The 22,133-nt window shown below is 48.1% G+C and carries 20 protein-coding genes; 10 read left to right on the forward strand and 10 right to left on the reverse strand.

The window, feature by feature from the left end; genetic code table 11:
• The first annotated feature begins 1 nt into the window (after position 1).
• Genes MPET_RS13895 through MPET_RS13905 form a run of 3 tightly spaced genes read left to right on the forward strand, consistent with a single transcriptional unit; the run spans position 2 to position 3,461 of the window.
• A complete protein-coding gene (locus MPET_RS13895) occupies positions 2–931 on the forward strand; it encodes a DUF58 domain-containing protein (RefSeq protein ID WP_225353824.1) in 930 nt (309 codons plus the stop codon).
• A 2-nt stretch (positions 932–933) separates the two neighbouring features.
• Positions 934–1,884, forward strand: a complete 951-nt coding sequence (locus tag MPET_RS13900; protein ID WP_013330670.1) for a vWA domain-containing protein — start codon at positions 934–936, stop codon at positions 1,882–1,884.
• Complete coding sequence (locus tag MPET_RS13905; RefSeq protein WP_148222248.1) at positions 1,881–3,461, forward strand: hypothetical protein; 1,581 nt, start codon at positions 1,881–1,883, stop codon at positions 3,459–3,461. The genes MPET_RS13900 and MPET_RS13905 overlap by 4 nt, the downstream gene beginning before the upstream one ends.
• A 611-nt stretch (positions 3,462–4,072) precedes the next feature.
• On the opposite strand, the gene MPET_RS13910 is transcribed toward MPET_RS13905, so the two are convergent.
• Positions 4,073–6,109 carry a sodium-translocating pyrophosphatase gene (locus MPET_RS13910; RefSeq protein WP_013330672.1) on the reverse strand — a complete coding sequence of 679 codons (2,037 nt, stop codon included), beginning with the start codon at positions 6,107–6,109 and terminating at the stop codon, positions 4,073–4,075.
• A 287-nt stretch (positions 6,110–6,396) separates the two neighbouring features.
• Here MPET_RS13910 and MPET_RS13915 point away from each other — a divergent pair, with 287 nt between their 5' ends.
• Genes MPET_RS13915 through MPET_RS13925 form a run of 3 tightly spaced genes read left to right on the forward strand, consistent with a single transcriptional unit; the run spans position 6,397 to position 9,434 of the window.
• Positions 6,397–7,479, forward strand: coding sequence for an iron ABC transporter substrate-binding protein (locus MPET_RS13915; RefSeq protein WP_187287562.1), 1,083 nt, complete (start codon positions 6,397–6,399; stop codon positions 7,477–7,479).
• A gap of 27 nt (positions 7,480–7,506) precedes the next feature.
• Positions 7,507–8,664: a FecCD family ABC transporter permease gene (locus MPET_RS13920; protein WP_013330674.1), complete on the forward strand. Its 1,158-nt coding sequence runs from the start codon at positions 7,507–7,509 to the stop codon at positions 8,662–8,664.
• Complete coding sequence (locus tag MPET_RS13925; RefSeq protein ID WP_013330675.1) at positions 8,661–9,434, forward strand: ABC transporter ATP-binding protein; 774 nt, start codon at positions 8,661–8,663, stop codon at positions 9,432–9,434. The genes MPET_RS13920 and MPET_RS13925 overlap by 4 nt, the downstream gene beginning before the upstream one ends.
• Positions 9,435–9,448: 14 nt before the next feature.
• Here the strand turns inward: MPET_RS13925 and MPET_RS14725 are convergent, their stop codons facing one another.
• From MPET_RS14725 to MPET_RS13945, 4 genes are all read right to left on the reverse strand, one after another.
• Positions 9,449–10,696, reverse strand: coding sequence for an META domain-containing protein (locus MPET_RS14725; protein ID WP_013330676.1), 1,248 nt, complete (start codon positions 10,694–10,696; stop codon positions 9,449–9,451).
• A 118-nt stretch (positions 10,697–10,814) separates the two neighbouring features.
• The gene (locus MPET_RS13935; protein ID WP_013330677.1) at positions 10,815–11,459 is read right to left on the reverse strand and encodes a TMEM175 family protein; all 645 of its coding nucleotides are present in this window, start codon (positions 11,457–11,459) and stop codon (positions 10,815–10,817) included.
• Between the two features lie 4 nt (positions 11,460–11,463).
• Positions 11,464–12,183: a hypothetical protein gene (locus MPET_RS13940; protein WP_013330678.1), complete on the reverse strand. Its 720-nt coding sequence runs from the start codon at positions 12,181–12,183 to the stop codon at positions 11,464–11,466.
• Positions 12,184–12,245: 62 nt separating this feature from the next.
• Positions 12,246–13,046 (reverse strand): tetratricopeptide repeat protein, encoded by an 801-nt coding sequence (locus tag MPET_RS13945; RefSeq protein WP_013330679.1) that lies wholly within the window; start codon positions 13,044–13,046, stop codon positions 12,246–12,248.
• A 90-nt stretch (positions 13,047–13,136) separates the two neighbouring features.
• Here MPET_RS13945 and MPET_RS13950 point away from each other — a divergent pair, with 90 nt between their 5' ends.
• Entirely contained in the window at positions 13,137–13,778 is a 642-nt protein-coding gene (locus MPET_RS13950; RefSeq protein WP_013330680.1) for a hypothetical protein, read from the forward strand.
• A 3-nt stretch (positions 13,779–13,781) separates the two neighbouring features.
• Positions 13,782–14,168 (forward strand): hypothetical protein, encoded by a 387-nt coding sequence (locus tag MPET_RS13955; protein WP_013330681.1) that lies wholly within the window; start codon positions 13,782–13,784, stop codon positions 14,166–14,168.
• Between the two features lie 11 nt (positions 14,169–14,179).
• Here MPET_RS13955 and MPET_RS13960 read toward each other — a convergent pair whose 3' ends face one another.
• From MPET_RS13960 to MPET_RS13970, 3 genes are all read right to left on the reverse strand, one after another.
• Complete coding sequence (locus tag MPET_RS13960; RefSeq protein WP_013330682.1) at positions 14,180–14,944, reverse strand: hypothetical protein; 765 nt, start codon at positions 14,942–14,944, stop codon at positions 14,180–14,182.
• Positions 14,945–15,019: 75 nt separating this feature from the next.
• Positions 15,020–16,177 carry a response regulator gene (locus MPET_RS14730; RefSeq protein ID WP_052297270.1) on the reverse strand — a complete coding sequence of 386 codons (1,158 nt, stop codon included), beginning with the start codon at positions 16,175–16,177 and terminating at the stop codon, positions 15,020–15,022.
• A 112-nt stretch (positions 16,178–16,289) separates the two neighbouring features.
• Positions 16,290–17,819, reverse strand: a complete 1,530-nt coding sequence (locus MPET_RS13970) for an SLC13 family permease (RefSeq protein WP_013330684.1) — start codon at positions 17,817–17,819, stop codon at positions 16,290–16,292.
• 361 nt (positions 17,820–18,180) lie between these two features.
• Here MPET_RS13970 and MPET_RS13975 point away from each other — a divergent pair, with 361 nt between their 5' ends.
• Entirely contained in the window at positions 18,181–18,924 is a 744-nt protein-coding gene (locus tag MPET_RS13975) for an SAM-dependent methyltransferase (protein WP_013330685.1), read from the forward strand.
• 11 nt (positions 18,925–18,935) lie between these two features.
• A complete protein-coding gene (locus MPET_RS13980) occupies positions 18,936–20,453 on the forward strand; it encodes an MBL fold metallo-hydrolase (protein ID WP_013330686.1) in 1,518 nt (505 codons plus the stop codon).
• A gap of 150 nt (positions 20,454–20,603) precedes the next feature.
• Here MPET_RS13980 and MPET_RS13985 read toward each other — a convergent pair whose 3' ends face one another.
• On the reverse strand, positions 20,604–21,140 hold the full coding sequence (locus tag MPET_RS13985) for a hypothetical protein (RefSeq protein ID WP_013330687.1): 537 nt from the start codon (positions 21,138–21,140) through the stop codon (positions 20,604–20,606).
• A 110-nt stretch (positions 21,141–21,250) separates the two neighbouring features.
• Positions 21,251–22,129: a response regulator gene (locus MPET_RS14930; protein ID WP_013330688.1), complete on the reverse strand. Its 879-nt coding sequence runs from the start codon at positions 22,127–22,129 to the stop codon at positions 21,251–21,253.
• Positions 22,130–22,133: the final 4 nt, after the last annotated feature.

A 22,133-nucleotide genomic window follows, 5' to 3' on the forward strand; every position in this document is an offset into this window, starting at 1 on the left:
AATGAATCTCTTAAAAAGTGACGAAAAGTCCCCGGAAGAAATACCGCCCCGGAGAGGAGACTGCAGGGATCTCATAAAGAAGATCTCCGATGTCGAGATCTATACTAAGATCTACGTCGAAGGGCTACTGGCGGGACAGCATATGTCCGTATTCAAGGGGCAGGGCATCGAATTCACCGACATAAGAGAGTATGTACCGGGAGACGACATCAGGGCCATTGACTGGAATGTAACGGCAAGGCTCAACCACCCGTACGTAAAGGAGTTCACGGAAGAGAGGGACCAGACCTTCTATATTGCCGCGGACTACTCCGGCTCGGGAAAATTCGGGATGGAAATACCCAAATTCGAGAGGATGATAGAGATCTGCGCCTCGATCGGATTCGCGGCACTGAAGAATAACGACAGGGTAGGACTCTGCATATTCACGGATAGGGTAGAGAAGTTCATACCCGCAAGACGCGGGAGAAAGCACCTGATAAGATTGCTGAACACGATGATCTCGTTTACCCCGAAATCCAGGGCAACGGATATCGCCCCGACCGTTACATTCCTGTCTAAGGCCGTCAAAAGAAGAAGCTCGATAATTATTGTCTCGGATTTTTACACCGAAGGCTTCCAGAAACCGCTGAAGATCCTGAACAACCGCCATGAGGTAATCGCAGTAAGACTGACAGACCCGAGGGAGTCCGAACTCCCGGATGTCGGCCTTATAGAGCTAGAAGATCCTGAGACAGGCGAACAGATCCTCGTCGACACTTCGGATGAAAAGATCAGGTCCGAATACAGACGATGTGTTGCAGAAGAAGAGGAGAAGATATCGTCCTCTTTCAGAAAGTGCAGGATCGGCTGCGCAGATATAAAGACCTCGGACAGGTACGATATCGTCCTCAGGAAATTCTTCTCGGATGATATCAGAAGGAAAGCCTGAACATGACAGGATTCTACAGCCCCGAATGGCTCCTGGGACTTCTAATTCTTCCGGTCTGCTGGTATTATATCCGGAATTCCGCAAAGAAGAGAAAACAGGAGGCGATGGTATTCTCAAGGGTCAGTTTCCTGAAGAGCGCCCTTGGCGACGTCTCGAAATCCAAAAGGCCGAAGATACTGGTGATACTGATCCTTGCAGCAGTCGGTTTCATTTTCATCGGCCTTGCAGACCCGCATATTCCACTCGAACAGACAAAAGAGGGAGTAAATGTTGTTCTGGTTATCGACGATTCAGGGAGTATGCAGGCGACCGACTACTCTCCCAACAGGCTTGAGGCGACGAAAAGTGCGGCTGAAGAGCTCATAAACGATCTTGATCCCAAGGACTATGTAGGAATAGTCGTCTTCGAATCGGGAGCCTCGACTGCAAGCTACCTGTCCCCTGACAAGGACAGTGTAATCGAGAATCTCGAGAATATAATGGAAAAGGACGGTGCAACCGCCATCGGTGACGGTCTCTCACTCGGGATAAATATGGCCGATTCGATCCCGAACAGGAAGAAGGTCGTAATCCTGCTCTCGGACGGTGTGAACAATGCAGGAGTGATATCTCCGGATGAAGCCATCCAGTTCGCCAAAGACAGCGATATACAGGTATTCACCATTGGTATGGGTTCGGAACAGCCCGTCGTTATGGGATACGACTGGTTCGGAAACCCGCAGTATGCAGAACTCGATGAGGCGACCCTGAAGGAGATCGCGGACGAAACAGGCGGCAAATATTTCAAATCGGTCGACGACCAGACACTTAACGAGATCTACTCCAATATCAATTCGGAGATAAAGCGTGAGAAAGAGGACACCAGCATAGCATACCTCTTCTTCATAGGCACACTGGTTCTGCTGCTCGCAGAGATCTACATAAGATACGGGAGGGGGCGGATCATACAGTGAAAGCAAAAATTCTCCTTTTTTTGCTAATCGCCTCCATGCTGATCGTCGCCCCGGTTCTCGCGGACGATATCACGTTCACGATAGAACAGAGGGACTACTATTTCAATACAGGAGAGACCGCCGAAATTCCGATAGAATACCTGAATAATCTCGGGAATTCCGTCTCCGGCCAGATGATCTACACTACCGCCGAAGGAGTAAACTCGGGGGGATTCACGTACTCCAGTTCAAGTACTCACAGCACCTCGCTCACGATTCCTTCAGGTACAGGAAACTTCTATCTTACCGGGCTTACATCCGATTCCGAAAAAGTAATCGATCTCGATATTTCATTTCAGTATTCGGACGGAGGAAGTTCGAAGACAGTGACCCTCGGAACAATTACGGTTCACTTCACCTCAGATTCCACAGGGATGAACAGCCAGAATCCCCAAACCAGCCAGGAAAGTGCCACATCTTCGTCATCTTCATCTTCGCAGTCTTCGACATCCCAGCAGTACAGCACTACGATAAGCCAGATGATCGGAGGCTCCTCAACACAGCAGGCATCATCGTCCCAGCAGGCACTGCAGAACAACCAGCAGAACTACAACTCCGACGCACTTAAAAGTCAGATGGAGGCAAGATCCAATGAGATTGCGGAGCAGAAGGAGGCCCTCTCCGATGTTATGGAAAACGACGACCTGCTTAGCAGCGTGGAGGAAAAACTTTCAGACGAAGGTTTTGAACCTGTGGACGATTCCGAATCGATCAGCCCCGAAAGCAGTACGGACGGCACATTCACGAAAGAGTACAGCAGCCCGGACGGAAGTTCGGTCACTCTCTCAGGAAATATCGAAAACGGCGAGGTCACGTCAGCGGAAGCGTCATTTGATCCGACAGAGCAGGAGAGCCTGATTCCCCAGAGCCTCCTGGAGAACACAACGTACCAGGGATACCTCAAATCCCTTACTGATGATGGCTTTGCCTCAACTTCGGCTTCCATAAATTATACCAAAAGCGAAGCGCTGTTTAACCAGACCTTTGCATCTGCTTCAGGTGTGGATAATGGTGAAAACAACCCGTTCATAAACGCAACACTGACAAATGACCTGGAGAACATTACCTCGGTTCAGCTCACCCGTGATGCGAATTATTCATGGCTGATTCCTGTATTCATTATAATACTGGCCGTAGTTCTCTGCGCAGCCGGCTGGTTCGTCTATAACAGGTACTTCCGGAAAAACGAGGTTGAAGAGATCCTGCCTCCGGTTTCAAGAAAGCCTGCATTCAACTACAGGGAGTATGCAGAAAAGCTGCTCCGGGAGGCTGAAGGTGCCTTCGAAGAAGGAAACTATGTCATCGCATACGGTTTTGCCGGACAGGCCCTGAGAGTTTATCTTTCAAACCGCTATTACAAAGGGACGGAGATGACGAATGAGGAGATCTTTACAAAGATTGCATTGAGCAACGAAACAAGATGGGCGGTAAAAACAATCCTCGATAACTGCGCAATGGTGGAGTTTGCAAAAGGAGCACCGGACACGGACAGATTTGAAGAGATCGTGTCATATATCAGGAAGATGATCGCAGAATGAGTTTCCATGCTTTGAAATCCACGGATTTTAATCTAAATCAGAAATAACCTTCTGATAAATTAATACTCTTACTTTATCTCAGAAGGGAGGGGGGAAGATTTCCCCACTGAAATCCTCTCTCTCGTCGCTATAGGTCAGAGTCGGGATGGAAAAGCATCCTCTTCGATCATCGGTTCACTCATTAAAGACTGTTTTTCCGGCCGGGGCTGCCCCGGAGGGGCTTATGCCCTCAGACAGATCCTTTTCTTTTAATCGAACGCTGATGTATAATCGGAATTCTTTTTCAATCAAAAAAAATCATTCAAAACAGGCTTTTAAAAAGGAAGGATAAGCTGGCGGATCACTCCACCGTTCGCCTCCCGAATGAAAATATATCCTGATTGTTAATAAGCCCTTTCAACGATATAACGGACTGGCATGGAGATCAGTTGAAAATAACTTTTATGTGATGTGGTGTGAAAACTCTGCAACTACAAAAGACCCCGTTGTCGGTGCATGAATAAAAAAGCACCCATTTTCTTTTCCTGCGCTCCCGTTCACAGTGTGTAAAAACCTCAATAAAGGAAATAACGTCATTTTTGGATTAACTGTTTGGGTAAAAAAAGAAAAAATTAGAGTGCAAGGAAGAGCGGTGCAAATACAACAGCCACAATGCTCATGAGCTTGAGCAGGATGTTGATTGCAGGGCCTGATGTGTCCTTGAACGGGTCGCCGACCGTATCTCCGGTGACTCCGGCCTTGTGTGCGTCAGATCCTTTTCCGCCGTAGTTTCCAAGTTCAATGTACTTCTTTGCATTGTCCCATGCACCGCCGGCGTTTGCCATTGTGATAGCGAGCATGAAACCGGATACCAGCGAACCTGCAAGAAGTCCGCCGAGTGCCCCTTTGCCGAGAACCAGACCAACGACGATAGGTGCTGCGATTGCAAGAACACCCGGAGCAATCATTTCCTTTAATGCAGAGTGTGTTGAGATTGCAATGCAGGATGTGTAATCGGGATCTGCTTCTCCTTCCATCAGGCCTTTGATCTCCTTAAACTGCCTCCTGACCTCGACAACGATTCCCATGGCTGCCTTTCCGACGGCCATCATCGTCATTGAAGAGAAGAGGAACGGGAGCATCGCACCTATCAGGAGACCGATGAATACGTTGGAGTTCATTACATCGATGTACTCGAGTCCTACCGCAATACCATATGACGAGAAGAGTGCAAGTGCTGTAAGTGCAGCCGATCCGATTGCAAAACCCTTTCCGATTGCAGCTGTCGTGTTTCCTACTGCATCAAGGGTATCGGTGATCTCGCGGACCTCCTTCTTCTGGTGGGACATCTCCGCAATACCGCCGGCATTGTCTGCAACAGGGCCGTATGCATCGACTGCCAGTGAGATACCGAGAGTTGCAAGCATACCTACCGCGGAGATTGCAATACCGTAGAGGCCTGCAAGCTGGAATGCGATATAGATTGCGACCCCGATGAGGAGAACTGACCAGATCGTCGACTCCATTCCCTTTGCAAATCCAGTGATGATGTTCGTCGCCGCACCAGTCTCACAGGATGCCGCGATCGAGAGAGTGGGCTTTCTTTCGTACGAGGTATAATACTCCGTGACCTGCCCGATAAGGAAACCGGCTACGAGACCGGCGACGGTTGCGAGGAAGACTCCAAAGCCGTATTCGCCGAGAAGCATGTTTGTAACAAAGTACGATGCAACGACAACAAGCACGAGAGCCACAATGAGGCCTCTGTTGAATGCCATGTGGATTGCCGAGGATTCGGTCTTCTTAGTGCGCACGAAGAATGTTCCGATGATCGATGCGACGATTCCGAGTGCCGCTATAACAAGCGGAACAAGGATTGCATTGATGATATCGACACCGGGGAATGTAATCGCTGCTGTCGATGCTGCAAGGAGCATTGTTGCAAGGATCGAACCTACATATGACTCGTAAAGGTCGGCACCCATTCCTGCGATATCACCGACATTGTCTCCGACGTTGTCTGCGATTGTTGCCGGGTTCCTGGGGTCGTCCTCGGGGATTCCTGCCTCTACCTTTCCTACAAGGTCGGCACCGACGTCTGCGGCCTTTGTGAATATACCGCCGCCGACACGGGCGAAGAGTGCGATCGATGATGCACCGAGAGAGAATCCTGCGAGAGTGTTGACGATTACAGTCATATCAGAACCTGCAAATACGTTTGCAAGAGCGATGAAACATACCGAGAGACCGAAGAGACCGAGACCTACGACGCTCATCCCCATTACGGTTCCTGAGGCAAAGGAGACCCTGAACGCAGGTCCGATGCCGTTAGTTGCAGCGTGTGTGGTTCTTCCGTTCGCTGATGTGGCTGTAAACATTCCGATGTATCCTGCTGTTGCGGAAAGCACTGCACCGGCGACAAAACACCCGGCAGTGAGCGCTCCGTTCGGGAGCAGGACTGCAATTACAATTGCAAACACCACGACAAATACAGCTATTGCACGGTACTGGCGGTTAAGGTAAACCATCGCACCGGTGTGGATTGCCGCGGTGATCTTTTTTACGACCTCGTTGCCTTCACCTTCTCTTCTGACACTCAAAAACGAGTATCCTGCAAAGAGAAGAGCGATTAAGGCACATACAGGTGCAAGATAGATCAACATATCCATAATACTACCAACTATCCCCTGGAATATTCTGGTGAGATATTCCCGAGTATCATTTCCTATTAATTTTGGTTTTTATAATAAAAATAATCCGTTTTTTATCGACCAACCGTTACGGGCCGTTCGTCATTTGACGAATATATGATCATCTCAATAATTATAAAAAGACCAGATCAGGAGTGGGCACGTGTAAACTAAATTAATTAAACTGTGTTGATTTGTTAAAGCTAATTCTAATATACAGTAATAACCAAAATTTACGAATACACAAAAAATGGTGATTGAACTTGGTGCTGAAAAATAAAAAGGTGCTATTCTCTCTGGTTTTGCTGATCTTTGTGCTTGCAGCGGCTTTTGCTGCAGGATGTACATCATCCACATCGCCGGCAGGAGATCAAAACCAGACCCGAACGATTACGGATATGGCAGGAAGGACCGTCGAGGTTCCGGTTGAAATCAACAGTGTTCTCTGTACATCGCCACCGTCTACAGAGCTGATCTACCTGATTGCTCCCGACCAACTGGCAGGATGGAATTCAAAACTTTCAGATGTAAACAAGCAGTACATTCCGGAAAAATACCAGACCCTCCCTGTTATCGGAGGATGGTTCGGGACACAGACCGGAAATTATGAGACTTTCATCGAGATGGACCCCGACGTAGTCATGGAGGGATTCAATATTGAAGGAAATGTCTCGGATACGATCGTTGAAAGGCAGGAAAAGATGGGAGACATTCCTGTCGTAGGTCTTGAAGACACGACCAATGCAGCCGGGTACTCCGATGCCATCAGGTTTGTCGGGAATCTTTTCGGAGAAGAGGAGAGGGCTGACAACCTGATCACTTTCTACGAGGATATTCTCAATAAAGTCGATGCCAGAGTTTCAGGGCTCAAAGATTCGGAAAAACCGACAGTATACTATGCCGAAGGACCCGAAGGGCTCCAGACGGACCCCGAGGGATCCCAGCACTCGCAGCTGATATCGCTCTGCGGCGGAATCAACATCGCAGACTGCCAGATCACACCGGGCTACGGGAGGACTACGGTCTCGATGGAGCAGATAATAGAATGGGACCCTGAGATAATTCTTGCAGGCGACCCTGCATTCTATAAATCCGTCTACACCGATCCCAACTGGCAGGAGATCCAGGCCGTAAAGAACGGAAAGGTCTATCTTATCCCGACAACCGCGTTCTGCTGGTTCGACAGGCCGCCGGGAGTAAACAGGATAATCGGAATCGCCTGGACTGCAAAGGTTCTCCACCCCGAATTGTTCGAGGACTTCGACATGAGGGAGATGGCGCAGTACTTCCACGAGAACTTCATACACCAGGCACTGACCGAAGAACAGATGGATGAACTCGGCCTTTAGGCCTCTTTTTTTAACGGGAACTGACGGATGAATGAAGAGAGAACCCTCGATCATTGCGGAGCCGTGACCGGAAAGGTCCACGAAACAATAAACCAGCTGATTACCGGCCTCCGTAAAAGGGAGACACTTGTAAGGTATCTTATATATCTCTCCGTTCCGGTATTCCTCGTAATCTCACTATTCATAGGCCGGTACCAGATGGACCCCTTCCAGACCATTCAGGTCCTCGTCCTTGGAGTCTCAGATCAGGTCCTCTCCTTCATTCACAATGCCGGACATGCCGTCCTGCCTTCACTGTTTACCGGGGAGTTCACACCCCAGAGCTATGAATTGAAAGGCGAGACAGTCCTCTTCAACATCAGGCTTCCGAGGATACTCGGGGCAGCTCTTGTGGGCGCCGCCCTCGCGGTTGCAGGCGCGGCATTCCAGGGCCTGTTTAAAAATCCCCTTGTATCACCGGATATTCTCGGTGTCTCATCCGGAGCGGGATTCGGTGCCGCTCTGGCAATTCTGCTTATCGGAAATGCGCTGGCAATCCAGGCATCCGCATTCGCATTCGGAATTGTTGCGGTTGCCTCGACATGTCTTATAGGAAAGATCTACAAAGGTTCGGGTACCCTCGTCCTGGTGCTCGCAGGAATAATCACGGGTGCATTCTTCTCGGCACTGCTTTCGCTTGTAAAATACATGGCTGACCCGTACGACACCCTGCCGGCGATAATATTCTGGCTTATGGGAAGTCTCGGGAGCGTATCGATGGACGACCTCGTCCTTGTATCCCCGGCGATAATTGCCGGGATTGTGGTTATCTACCTGCTCAGGTGGAGGATCAACGTAATGTCCCTCGGAGAGGAGGAGGCGCTTGCACTCGGTGTCGACACGAAGAAGACTATGAGGATCATCATCATCTGCGCAACGCTGATGACTGCCTCTGCGGTCTGCATAAGCGGTGTCGTAGGCTGGATCGGTCTCGTAATTCCTCACCTGGGGAGGATGCTCACAGGGCCTGACTTCAAGACCCTTGTCCCTGTTTCGGCATTCCTCGGTGCAACCTACCTGATCCTGATCGACGACCTTGCACGAACCGTTGCGACGGTCGAGATCCCGCTCGGTGTTCTGACGGCACTGATAGGGGCTCCGTTCTTCGCGTATCTGCTGTCGAAAAAGTCGGTGGGATGGGTATGATCCTCGATATCGAGAAACTCACATTCTCATACGACAAAAAGAACTACCAGTTTCGCGGCATCTCCTTTTCCATAGACAGGGGCGAGGTCTTCTCGATTCTCGGGAGAAACGGTACGGGAAAATCGACTCTTATCAAATGCATACTCAATGTACTTGTACCTGAAGCAGGCAGAATAACAATCGAGGGACGGGACGTCAGGGGATGGAAGAGGCAGGAGCTTGCATCGAATGTCGCATACGTACCCCAGTCGAAGAACATCGTATTTCCGTTCACGGTATTCGACTATGTCCTGATGGGGAGGACTCCCCATATCCCGTCGTTCTCCATACCGAAGGAGAGCGATGTAGAGATAACCGAAGAATGCCTGAAGAAGCTCGGGATATCGCAGCTGAAAGAGAAACCCGTATCCGAGATCAGCGGCGGCGAACACCAGATGGCAGCGATCGCAAGGGCGGTAGCCCAGGAGCCCTCGATAATCATCATGGACGAACCGACCTCGCACCTCGACCTGGGCAACCAGCAGAAGGTCCTCCGCATGACCGAAAAACTCGGTTCCGAAGGGATTTCAGTCCTCATGACCAGCCATTTCCCGGACCACGGCTTTATAGTCTCCGACAAGGTGGCAATAATGGAGAACGGGAACCTTATCGCAACAGGCTCCCCGGAGGACGTAATCACGAACGAAAACCTGAAGACCGCATACGGGATCGACGTCACTGTCAGTTATGTCCCCGAGGCCGGAAGAAAGGTCTGCATTCCCGCAAAATAGAGTTTTGAGTTTCTTTATTCTGAATCTTCACCAACGGACAATTCTGAAAAAATCATGGTCGTGTTTCCTTCGGAATTCATGAGCTTCAAATTCCCGCCGGCAATCGAATATTCTGCTGTAGTCTCAAGAAGAGACAGGTAGCGTGATTCGAGATCCATCTTTCCCTCACAGTACATCTCCGTCATCCCGATCATTCCGAAGGTAAGCGATCGGTTTCCGTCAGTTTCGTAATCAGAAAAATAGGTGTTGCAGCCGGCATTTCCGCCTGCCTTCCCGTCTTCAAGCTTCAACGTTATTTCCATATCAACAGGCATGAAGACCGTCGCATTATCCCTATCGTAATATGACGCCAGGTGCCATTCGATGCCCTCAGGGGATCTCCTTTCGAACATGAGGGATTCAGCCCCTAAAAAGTTCAGGAGGTAAAGTTTATCCTCGTTTACATATGCACCGCCAATAAGTTCAAGATCATCAATATACCTGTATTCGGTCTCAAGCCCCTCCCCGGCCGGGCATATATTCCCTTCCGTTTCGATCTCGCCTATGGTAAGCCTCCCTTTTTCAAGTGAATAACCCGCAGAGTAATTTTTGCACCCGGAATACCCGGAGAGTTCCCCGTCTTCACCGAAAGTAAGGGTTACGGTTACGTTTCCGGAATAACCGCTTTTGGGATTCCTGTCAATATCGGGGTAAAGATACCATGTGTACCCGACAACATCTCCGGGATCCGCCATGCGGCCGGGACTAAGCCTGTCCGGCTCTTTTCCCGAATCAACGAATACCAGCATCTCATTGTAATCGGAATCAGCGAACACGAGTTTTCCGTCGAGAATATATGCCCTGCTTACGTTGTTAAGCTGTTCGAGGAAATGCTTTTCGACCCCCATTACATCGAATTCCATCATATCTTTATCACGGCGTATGCACTCCTTATCCGTATGGAAAAGTGATACTACCGAGATGTTTCCTTCATCAAGGAAGTATGCAGAAGAATATCCGTTGCATCCGGCAGATCCTCCCAAAAGTCCCGGATTTATACATTCGAGATCCACTTCCACGCCGTCCGGAACATAGACCCGTCCCTCCTCTTCTGTCACGTAATATTCGAGATTCCAGACTGCTGACTGGAGATCGGACTGGTTTGCCGGAACCCACTCGGCGTTGCCCGGAGAGCTCCCGGTACACCCGGAGACAAATACAAACGCAAGGCCGATCAACAGGACCAAAAACCCTGCCGGCTTTAACTTAAAATTTACATTCAAATCACTTTGTGATTTACATGAAACCTTCGTTTCATAAACTTTTTTGAGAATTATTCCAACCCCCTTTATATTTAGACAGGGGCCGGAATGTATTAAAATATCCCGATCCGGTCCGCTTTTAATCCGTCTTTTTATCAGGAGAATGAATCCTCTTCATCAGGACACTAATCAGATACATTACTACCGGAATCAGGAGGAAGAGATACGTCGAATTTGATGCCGAAACCAGATTTGCATAGATTATGATAATTATACTTACAAGAGGAACCATCATCCCGCGTGCAATCCCGGATACATAGGTTTCCCTCGATACATCCTCAGAAATAAGCCTGCCCTTCCCGGCTATATAGATCCACGAAGTTGTGGTCAGAAGACCTATCATGCAGAGGTTTCCTGCATAAAAGGATACAGCAAGCGGGTACTCTGCATATGTCCCTACGAGATCCGTTGTAAACGGCACAAGAGCAACAAAGAAGAGTGTCAGAACATTGAGCCATATGAAGACCTTGTCGACGTGTGTGATGTGATTGACCTGTCTGTGGTGAGCCATCCAGAAAGATATCAGCACGAAAAATGCGATCGCGTAATGAAGGATCTGTGGGAATGTGATGGCGAGAGAGTCTATGAACCGCCCGTCGGCACCAACGGGCGGGAGTTCATCCACATCGATGGTAAGCACTGCAAGCGTAAGTGCAATAGCGTATATTCCATCCGTTAAAGCCTCAATCCTGTTCTTACCAAGAACTCTTGTCCTTTCACTCATTACCTCACCTTATATCCCCGCATTTTTTCATATGATCAATCGTCTTTTCGGTAAAGTCCCTGGTATCGTGGAAATATTCGCGGCACAGAAGGAATATTCTGGCGGCATCGCCGAGAGCCCTGTGGTTCTTGAACAGGTGCCTCTTTCGTCCCGGTATCTGGTACCTGAAATTCGACGAAACAATCTCATTTCCTTCAACTTTAAAACTATGCGCCACCGAAAGTTTGTCCAGCGAAGGGAGGGTTCTGATCACCGGACACTCTTTTTTAACTATCCTCTGGAGATCGTTGAGTTCATATCCCGAGAGATCATATGCGGCATGTTTGAAGATAGACTTCTCCATCGAATCGGAAAAAAACCAGAACGACGATATTTCGAACTCACGTTCAAGATATGCCATATAATCCTTAACCGATCTGTGCACCTCATTGAATGCGCCGATACTCCTCCTAATCTCACCGGTCCCGGCCCTGTACCTTCTGTCATATTTAATATCGTAAAGATCTTTTCCCTGGTTTACCACGACCACTGAGAAACCTGTTTTCACACCGTTTCCGTCGACAACGTTCTTTCTGACTACGAGATCAATATCGGAAAAAAACTTCTTCTGCCTGTAGTATACACTGTCGGCGCCGGGATCGTAAAGGACCACTCCAATCTCGGTCGGGATATTTATCTGCCTCCCTTTGATCCCATAGACCTGACCGGCCTCAAAGTCAAGCATTGCCGAGCAGGCCAGACGAACACCTCATAAATATTTATTGCAGGAAAATGAAAAAAAATCTCCTATAGGCCCTCAAGAATATCCTGGTAATTTTCTATACTCTGCTGGTAACTTCCGACAATCTTGGATGCAACAAGGGCATATGCAAGAGGATCCAGCTCTACTGCTTTATTATAAGCCTCAACAGCCTTCATATTCGACTGGTACGCATTGAAGTTGTATTTATTGACCCTCTCGGAAGGATCCTTGCCGAGATCGGAGTAGAGGTCCTTAAGCTGCCCCTGTTCGTACATCGACTTGAAAAGGTAGGCATCCCCAAGACCGATCCATGACTTCGAACTATTAGGTTCCAGGACGGTCATCTTCAGGTAACAGTCTATCGCCTCGTCATACCGCTGGAGCTTTATCAGAACCTGGCCCCGGCTATAGAGAGTATCCACAGAAGGGTCCTCGATATACATTTGAGTATAATATTCCTCGAGTTTGCCGTAGGCATCCACCGCTTCGCTCGTATTGCCGGCTTTGATAGTCAGAGAAGCAAGATTCTGCCAGTCCTCCTTCGTGGCCTCTTCAGGTATATCATATACTATATACCTCTGGAGTTCCAGCGCCTCATCCTGATTGCCCGTCTCGGTTAGGATCTTTGCCTTGACAGCGAGTGCGTCCCTGTTGTCGGGTTCATCCTCAAGGACCCATTCGCACATTGACATTGCAAGATCATACTTTTTGGAATCATGAAAACTCTCGGCGAGACCTACACCGATATCGGTTTTAAGGTCGGATTTCCCGGAAATAAAGCCGAACGACAAAAACACCAGAATGACAATTACAGCAATGACCAGAAATATTTGCCATAACTTCATAAGAATAATTTACAATGGGTATTCTTATTCTGTTCGATATTCATACATTCAAACAGGAAGATAAAAAAAGAACAAAAATTATCCTTTATTATGAGGCGATGCCGCACCACGGAAGGCCTTACCGGCCTTGAGATTATTATTATCATAGCAGTTCTTCTCATCTTCATGTACATCGCAGCATCGGCGATCACCGGCGCTTACGGAACGGCAGAGAAGAAGGAAGGCGGCATGGTCGTCAATGCGGTCACCCCCGAGTCTGAGATCCTTTTTATCGACGGGGAGACGGACGGCATCCAGGACACCGGAGGTGCTGTTATGAGCGTAAACCTGATCTGCGAAGATTCCGACCCGTCATCGATGGGAAGCTGCCTGATCCCCATACGGCTTCTTGTCGGGAGCACCGGAAGCATCGATATAACGACGGTGAAGGTATTATTTAATCATAATTCTGTTACTGAGACACTTCCGTTTACAGCAGCCGGCACCATAAGCAAACCTGCATGGACCGTAGCCGACAGGAGCAGCATTATACCTCTTCTGGATGCGGACGAGGACCTCTCCCTTGAAGCGAACGAGATTTTTACGCTCCTGATCTACCCGGAAAATCCCGTTCCTGCGGAAGATTTCTTTACAATAACAATATCGGCGGAGAAGATGACTCCGCTTGTACAGGAGTTCAGGGTTCCGCCGTCGATCAGGTCCCATAGGATTGTTGAATTATTTCGGGAATGAATTATGAAGATTGTATTCGGGAAAGAGGAAAAGATCGGACTGATGCTTTTGCTCGCAGTAATCGCCGTATCCGGCATGATCTTCCTCATCCTGGATGATGCGGGAAAAGAGAGCTTCGCATCCGCATACAGCCCTTCCTCGGAGATCGGTGATCTCGTATCATACGACGGTGAGGCGGACGAGATAATTTATACGAATACAGGCGGGCACTTAATCGTTAAGTCAGGAAATATAACGATTTTTATCAGGAACGGTGCAGGCCTGGACCCGGAGCCCGGAATGCGAATTCACACAGTGGGCACGATTGATATTTATAACGGGGAGCGGGAGATTTATGTCTCCGAACCGGCAGATGCCGGATTCATCAACAAAACCTCCGGGATTGAATAGATTAAAGAAATTCAGCTGAAGAGATCGTCGTCGTCACGCGTGAGTACAGACTGTCTCTTCGGATTTTCCTCGGTCTTTGCCTTCTCTTCAGGGGCTGCTTCGGCAGGCTCCGGTTCTTCTTCAGAAGATTCCTCATCACTCCACCTTTTCGGAACAAGCTCCTTCTCGGGCATCTCGGGAAGGGTATCTCCTTCCGGAAAGAGTCCGCCGTCCGCCGGACTGTCCTTTCCTCTCTGGTCGGTATACCCGAAGCCCGTATAGAACGGATCTTTGTCCAGTCTGGAACCCTTTTTCCTTTCTTTTTCCTGTTCGGGCTCCTTGGCAAATGAACGTTCGGGAGACTCAAAAAGCTCATCCATCTCATCGGAATCGAATGACGAGCTTTTTTCAACCTTTTTCACCGGCCGTGAATATTCATCTCCTCTTTTCCCGGATGAAACCCTGCCGGCAGATACCATCTTTTCACGTTTTTTCTGGGTGGCTGATCCGAATCCCGTATCGAATATATCGGAGTCTCCGCCGATAACAGAGCTTTTCTGTGAAACTTTCTCGTCTCTCGGTTTTGCCGACCCGAAACCGGTGTAGAACGGATCGTTGGATTCTTTTGTTTTGGATCTCTCCTGCCGGGATTCTACCTTCTCTTCCTTCTTCACGACCTGACCAAAATCGTGCTCTTCCCTTTCCTTTCTGGGAAATTCGCCGCCCGTTATTTTTTTGCGGTGCCCTTCGACACCGTCACCATCGAAATCTCCTGAGATTATTTTTTCATGCGGCATATGGAACAGAGTATGGTTTTTATCATCTATAAATTCTCGCGAAGATACTAAAAATGAAATATAAAGGCCCGATTGCTACTTTTTACAAAATCTTTCCGTGATCTCGTTGCCCACGGAGACTATTCCGCAGAGTTCCCCCGTCCTGTCGAATATGCCGCTGTTGGTCCAGCTTATAAGAACTGTACGACCGTCTTTTGTTATATTTTCATTTTCGTTGTTTGTGAACGAACCCGGGTCCCTGGCGATCTGGGCAATCAGCCCGCCCAGATCCTTTCCACTATTATCCCTGGCGGATACTATGGTTCCGACAAGGTTTCTGCCCAGCACCTCGGATTTTTCATACCCGAAAAATTTCTCCGCAAAAGAATTGAAATATGTCAGAATCCCGTCAGGAGTCCATTTAATAATTATTGAACTGGCATTCTCGATGATCTGGGATAATTCGTCCTCGCCGGGACCGCTGCCGGATTCCATAATATTTTTTTCGCCGGGGATTTCTCCGGCCTTAACAAACAGCGCCATATCCCCCCTGAATGCTATTCTCCTGATTTTAAAACGCAGTCTTAAAGTGGTTCCGTCAGATCTCACGATCCCGGAGTCGACGTATTTTTCATCTTCCGGCTGAAGAGAGGCGATAAGCATCAGACGATGTTCATCATCGCCAATTCCTATGTCGGTCAGCATAAGATCATTTTCCCCGGCCTCTTTCAAACCCAGAAGAGAGAAGAATGTCTTGTTTGCAATAACAGACGAGTCAGAGGATTTACCTGTGATGAAAGCCGGCTCCTTCAGCTCTTCGAGCAGAATCCTGTAGGTCTCATCCTCATTTTCGATGAAATTCTCCGCCTTTCTCCCCGCGACCGCATGAACTACTTTATGTATCAGTTCTGCGAACTGAACACCGGGATCGCCTCCTTTCTGGACATAAAAATCGACACCGCTTTTAACCGCTTCAATAAATACCTCTTCCCTTCCCCTTCCCGTGAATATAATAAATGGTATATTGCCGTAGTCTCTCCTTACTGCAATAAGCAATTCCAGACCGTCCATATCGGGCATCTGGTAATCAGAAATAATTGCATCAAATTTTCCCTCCTTTAAAAGCTCAAGTGCAGTGAAGCCTGATTCCGCAACCGTGACATTGCAGATACCACTCCTTTCAAGATAGATCTTTCCTATATCCAGAAGAGAAGGCTCATCATCCACATAGAGGACTAAGAGAGGAGGAGACATTAAACTCATATTTATTGAAACCGCTATAAATTTTTTTCATTTTTATTCAAAATATGGAAATAGTTTTGATTTTTTTATCTGAAAATTGCCCGGCCGGAGGCTAAAAAAAGTTTTATCCGCCTGAGATCACAGGTTCGAAGGCCCATGCAGGCATCTCGACCCCAAAGCCCAAAACCCACATGAATACTGTGAACATGAATATTACAAGCAGAATAATTCCTATGATGTTAAGCACCCAGCCTGCCTTTATCATGTCTTTTATATTGATATACCCTGACCCGTAGGCAACGGCATTCGGGGGCGTTGCAACAGGAAGCATGAATGCCATCGAGCAGGCGAAAGTTGCCGTCAGCATGAGAATATACGGGTGCACCTCCATACTTACGGCTGTAATTGCCATTATGGGCATCATAACCCCGGCAATCGCAGTATTTGAAGTGACTTCCGTCAGCAGTGATACAAGGATCGCGACTATCAGCACTGCAATGACGATATGTATGGTGTGTATAAAGCCGAGACGCTCGATAATCTCATTGGCCAGCCCGCTTGCTATGAACGCCTTTGAAAGACAGATACCCCCGCCGAAGAGTATCAGAATTCCCCAGGGAATTTTCTTTGCCCATTCCCAGTTCATCGTATAGATCCCTTCCGACCTGCTGACAGGAAGAAGGAAGAGCAGTATGGCACCTGCTATGGCAATTGTCGAATCGTCGACACCGGGAAGAAAAGTGTTGATTCCCGGAATTACGATATCGCCGATATTCTTCTGCGACCTTAGAATCCATGCGACAGCCGTTCCCGCGAATACCAGCAGGGTCCACTTTTCGCCTTTGCTCATGGCCCCGAGTGCCGAGATCTTCTCCTCGATTATGTCTTTTCCGGCCGAGATCTTTCCGGGAAGGTCCCTGTATGCCCCGTATGTCAGCCATAGCCATCCGATAGGTAAGAATACACAGGAAAGCGGCAGGGCGAAGAGCATCCATGTAGAGAAATCAATCGGAGGCGCAGCGGGGAAGATCGCCTGCATCTGAGCTATAAAGAACCCGTTGGGAGGGGTCCCGATAATTGTTGCCATCCCGCCGATTGTCGCGGCGTAGGCAATCGATATTACGATGCACTCGGAAAAATTTCTCTGTTTCGGGTCCATCTCTTCAAGCTTTGTCTCGATATTCGGGAGTATGGTTGCAATTATCGCAATTGCAATCGGGATCATCATCATGGCGGTCGCGGTATTGGAGATCCACATTGACAAAAATGCAGTTGCAATCATAAACCCGAGGATGAGCCTCCGCGGAGAAGAACCGGTTTTTCTGATTATATGAAGTGCTATTCGTTCATGCAGACCCCAGCGCTGCATGGACATTGCTATTATAAAACCGCCCATAAACAGAAAGATGACTTTGTCCCCGTAAGCGCTGCAGGCTTCGGCGGGAGTGAGAACTCCAAGCAGGGGAAAAAGCACGATGGGAATAAGTGCGGTCGCCTGAATCGGTATCGCCTCGGTTACCCACCATACGATCATAAGTGCTGTAACCGCTGCAGCATATTTTGCCTCAACGGGAAATGCCGAAGGGTCGACAGGATATAATACGATGATAATAAAAGCTAGTATCCCGATAATCCGGCCCAGGGTCTTTTTCATACTTTAGATCATTGAGTTTAAAATTATAAATAAAGTCCTTTTTACATTAAAGCAAAATTCAGGACTTATTTTTAATTTAAAGAATAATTGTCAATAATTTCAATGCGATTGCCGGATAATGCCCCAATAATTTACAATAAACCTGAATAATCCATGCGATATGGGATTTAACCGAATATATCAGTTATTCCTGATCATTACCGGACCAGATGACATATTGATGAAAACAATTTCCTTTTTAAAAGTGAAATCCCTAAAATCCGGCCCTGGCATATAACGGATGCCACCATAACATAAATGCCGTATAGGCAACCAATAATAATCGGTAAAAACCGGATTGAATTCCGGCGGTAGATAGCTAATGAATTTTCAGGATCTTGTAACGATATCACAGGGGCCCCTGGGCATTATGAACCCTTTTTCGCAGGAAAAGGCCCTGCTGGCAGGAGAGATGGCACGCCTTTCCGAAGGCATGACCGTCATCGACTTCGGATGCGGCAACGGAACACTCCTCGGCATATGGGGGCATTCGTTCGGAGTCTGCGGGACAGGAATTGAGATCAGGGAGGAGGCCTGCTCCAATGCGGGAGAACTCCTTGCAAAGCTCGATCTTTCGGAAAATATCCATGTTTTTCTTGCCGACGCCTCCTTATACGATCCTGAAGATGAAACCTATAACGTTGCGGTATCGTTCGGGGCATCCCAGATCTGGGGCGGGATACCGGATGCAATCTCTTCGATGAAGAGTTTCCTGAAACCTGACGGGATTATGATCATCGGTGAAAGGTACTGGAAGAAAGACTCGGTTGCAGCTGAATTTTCAAGAGAATGGCCTGAGATCATGACTGAATACGAGATCCTCCAGTCCGCCAGGGAGAACGGATACGACATCACGAGGGTCATACGATCCAGTGAAGACGAGTGGGACGATTACGAGTCTTCTATATGGGAGAACTGCCTCGACTGGATGGCTGAAAATCCGGACCATCCTGAAAAAGACGAGGTTTACAATTATTTCCTGAGAATCCAGGAGGAATACCTCGCATATGGAAGAGAATACATCGGCTGGGCGGCATACATCCTGGTGCCCTCTCTTTCACCATAAGGAGAATTGATATGAACAGGTTTTCTTTTGTTGCGCACATTCCCGATACACGTCAGTCTTTACAGACGGCATCGCAGATTATCTTCGAAAACAAAGGCAATATCAACAGGATTCACTACGACAGGCAGATCGATCCGCATACTGCCTTCATAGAGGTGACCTGCACATGCGAAGACTACCAGGCAATAAGAGAAAAGATGATCTCAGGCGGATTCCTGAGAACATCAATCCGGAGCCTCCCTTTCCTCAAGTTCAAGGTGAAAGTCCCGCATAAAAGTGGCTCCCTGCTTGAATTTCTTAAGATTACCTCCGGGTCCGAAGCCGGAATTACATCGATTGACTTCGACGATACAGGTAGCATGCCTGACATCGTTTCCGTCAGCCTGATACTGAATGATACCGGGAAAGCCGAGGAATTGATGAACGTCCTGAGAGAGGCATATCCCATCGAAATCCTGGAATATGATATTACCGGGGAATCGCTCGACAGGACAATATTCTATGTCAGGTTCGCCCAGCAGATCAGGAAATATCTCGAGGATGACAAGGACGAGGAGCTCCTCATGGACTTCCTGAAGGATATCAACCATACGGTCCAGGAGCTTACACATCTCGGAAACGATCCCGAGGAGGTCTTCGATAATTATTTGAGATGCGGTGAATACCTGCAGTCCACGACAGGAAACGGATTCTATGCCGATGTCCAGGAGATAAGACTGTCGGATTCCCTGACGCTCTTCTGCTTCCAGCTTCCCGGCGGAGGAAGCATATTCCTTTTTGAAAACCCCGACGAGATTGTGATGATAGATACCGGCTATGGGATATATGCAAAGGATGCACGGAAGCTGTTCGAGTATTACGGCCTTGATATCGACGGGAAGCTGAAATATATCGTCACGACGCACGGAGATGCCGACCACTGCGGTGCGGGAGGGACATACGAAGTTCCGGCGTACATGCACCCGGTGACACTCGAAATCATCAGGAGAGGAAACCGTGCATGGGGATCGAAGAGCGAGAATTCGATCCTCGAACGGGTCTACACAACGATGATAGCCCTCTTTTCAAGATGGAACCCCCCTAGGGAGGAAAACATCAGGCTGTTTCCCGGATCTTCCGATGAGTTCAGGTCCATATTTCCAATTATAGGTAGGATGAACATCGCCGGGGTGGACTTCGAAGTTCTCATAAGCGAAGGCGGACACCAGTCGGGCCAGCTCATCCTCTTCAGCCCGGATAAGGGACTGCTGTTCACCGCCGACAGCCTGATGAACTTCCACAGCTTTTCAAAAGACAGAAGAACCTACAACTCCATCGCAGACTTCCTTGTTACGTCGGTTAACGTAGACAGCGATCTTGCAAGAAACGAGAGGAAGGCGCTTTTAGAGATGGCATCTGAATTCGAGAAGGAAACAGGTATGAAATGCCTTGTCTGCGGCGGCCACGGCACTATCTCCGTTTTAAATGAGGAAGGAAAGCTCGAAACATACGAGGAGCCCGAGCACTACACGCATAACCTCGTCCAGTGATAACAGGGTACTCTAAATTGGTTTTTGGATTTTAGTACCCCTCACAATAGTATCCCTCACAATTCGCGGAGAGATCTGCGCAAGTATCGCCTCTGGAATGTGATCTTCCGCTTTAGATATTTTTCAAAAAATATAACAAAAATACCCGGATTATTCCCCGATATAATCGGATATTTTCGTAAGAACATATGTATACACCCACTCCTGGAGAGACTGCTCGTCGAGAGGGGATGATTTTAGTGCAGCTGCATAGCAAAGAGCCAGTGCGTTGTCGAGGTTGTATTCCTCAGGTACCTTTATTTCATCCTGTGGAAGTACCAAGGCAAGATACTCCTCATCTTCGGGTGCGAAGTCACATTCAATAATCTCGGCATCCCCGATACTTCCGACACCACCGGCGGCCCTGCCTTCCCAAGTATAACTTGAGCTCATGCTCTTCTGCATCGGTGCAAGCCTAATCGAGCTGTTCCTGACAATAATAACGGCTTTTGACAATACGGCCGGACTTCCCCCTTTTTTAAGAAGCGATAGGGATTTGTCTGCGTTTTTTACTGCTTTTGAATAGATGGCATTCTTATAGGCCCCAAGCATCGAAGCGATTGCATGCCCGGTCCGTTCATCAATTCCGCTGACGGATTTACCGATCCTTTCGACATACTCCTGCAGATATTCCTCAGCTTTAGTCATTATATTCACCCTTTGAATTATCGTTTGATTTGAAATTTAATAATTCCTCTTCAAAACAGATGTTCCTGCCAGGCGGTTTGCCTTCGGAATAAAATTATGCATGAACCAGTTCAGTAGTTTTTCATTATCTTCTCGATTTCAAGAGCATGTTCCGAAATCTCTTTGGCGACTCCGTTTTTTCCATTGCATAGAGTAAGAATTGAGGATATATGCCCGGTAATTTTGTTTATGCCGTCCAGGATCTCCCTGCTTCCATTATTATCGATAAAACTGATTAATATTGAATAATTTCCACCGGAACCGATAAACCTGAGAAGATAACTGGCCCCGCTTTCTGCAAACCCGGATCTCAAGACTACACTCCTCCTTCCTTCCGCAATAGAGCGGGAGACAGTTTCAGCCAGTCCGGGGATATAGTCATCAAGGTCTGCTTTGTTCTTCCAGAGCTCCCTCCCCGGTACTCCGAGGATAGCACAGGCCTTTTCGTTGATGGCCGCGATTGTACACCTCTCCTTATCAGGTTCATAGCTGGCTACACAGATGCCGAAATCGAGGCTGTTTAGGATCTCCCACTGGGTTCTTTTGCTCTCCTTAAGCTCCCTCTCCGCGATCTCCGCACGATGCTTGTTCAGGACTGTCTCGATTGTCGTATAAAGCTCCTTGGGGCGTACAGGTTTTGTCAGGTAACCGTAAGGATTTGTTCCTATAGCCCTTCTCATGGTTTCCTCATTTGTATATGAAGTAAGATATATGACAGGAATATCCGATGTTTGTGCAATTTTTTCGGCCGCATCTATACCGTCGATCTCACCGTCGAGATTGATGTCCATTAAAACCAGATCCGGTTTCAGTTCCCCTGCAATCCTTATGGCATCCTCCGGTGATGTCGACAGCCCGACAACATCATAGCCGAAGGAAGAGAGCGTCCTTTCGATGCTCATTGCTACTATGACCTCATCTTCTACAATCAGAACTTTTGAACCTGGCATGTTC

This window comes from Methanolacinia petrolearia DSM 11571, from assembly GCF_000147875.1.
Lineage (GTDB): Archaea > Halobacteriota > Methanomicrobia > Methanomicrobiales > Methanomicrobiaceae > Methanolacinia > Methanolacinia petrolearia.

Bases quoted from the DNA above. Each gene is read 5' to 3' on its own strand.
- MPET_RS13970 (WP_013330684.1), bottom strand. From the start codon at position 17,819: ATGAAAAAGACCCTGGGCCGGATTATCGGGATACTAGCTTTTATTATC.
- MPET_RS13950 (WP_013330680.1), top strand. From the start codon at position 13,137: ATGAGGCGATGCCGCACCACGGAAGGCCTTACCGGCCTTGAGATTATT.
- MPET_RS13920 (WP_013330674.1), top strand. From the start codon at position 7,507: ATGAATGAAGAGAGAACCCTCGATCATTGCGGAGCCGTGACCGGAAAG.
- MPET_RS13960 (WP_013330682.1), bottom strand. From the start codon at position 14,944: ATGCCGCATGAAAAAATAATCTCAGGAGATTTCGATGGTGACGGTGTC.
- MPET_RS14730 (WP_052297270.1), bottom strand. From the start codon at position 16,177: ATGTCTCCTCCTCTCTTAGTCCTCTATGTGGATGATGAGCCTTCTCTT.
- MPET_RS13925 (WP_013330675.1), top strand. From the start codon at position 8,661: ATGATCCTCGATATCGAGAAACTCACATTCTCATACGACAAAAAGAAC.
- MPET_RS13985 (WP_013330687.1), bottom strand. From the start codon at position 21,140: ATGACTAAAGCTGAGGAATATCTGCAGGAGTATGTCGAAAGGATCGGT.
- MPET_RS13900 (WP_013330670.1), top strand. From the start codon at position 934: ATGACAGGATTCTACAGCCCCGAATGGCTCCTGGGACTTCTAATTCTT.
- MPET_RS13945 (WP_013330679.1), bottom strand. From the start codon at position 13,046: ATGAAGTTATGGCAAATATTTCTGGTCATTGCTGTAATTGTCATTCTG.
- MPET_RS13910 (WP_013330672.1), bottom strand. From the start codon at position 6,109: ATGGATATGTTGATCTATCTTGCACCTGTATGTGCCTTAATCGCTCTT.
- MPET_RS13895 (WP_225353824.1), top strand. From the start codon at position 2: ATGAATCTCTTAAAAAGTGACGAAAAGTCCCCGGAAGAAATACCGCCC.
- MPET_RS13980 (WP_013330686.1), top strand. From the start codon at position 18,936: ATGAACAGGTTTTCTTTTGTTGCGCACATTCCCGATACACGTCAGTCT.
- MPET_RS13955 (WP_013330681.1), top strand. From the start codon at position 13,782: ATGAAGATTGTATTCGGGAAAGAGGAAAAGATCGGACTGATGCTTTTG.
- MPET_RS13940 (WP_013330678.1), bottom strand. From the start codon at position 12,183: ATGCTTGACTTTGAGGCCGGTCAGGTCTATGGGATCAAAGGGAGGCAG.
- MPET_RS14930 (WP_013330688.1), bottom strand. From the start codon at position 22,129: ATGCCAGGTTCAAAAGTTCTGATTGTAGAAGATGAGGTCATAGTAGCA.
- MPET_RS13975 (WP_013330685.1), top strand. From the start codon at position 18,181: ATGAATTTTCAGGATCTTGTAACGATATCACAGGGGCCCCTGGGCATT.
- MPET_RS13935 (WP_013330677.1), bottom strand. From the start codon at position 11,459: ATGAGTGAAAGGACAAGAGTTCTTGGTAAGAACAGGATTGAGGCTTTA.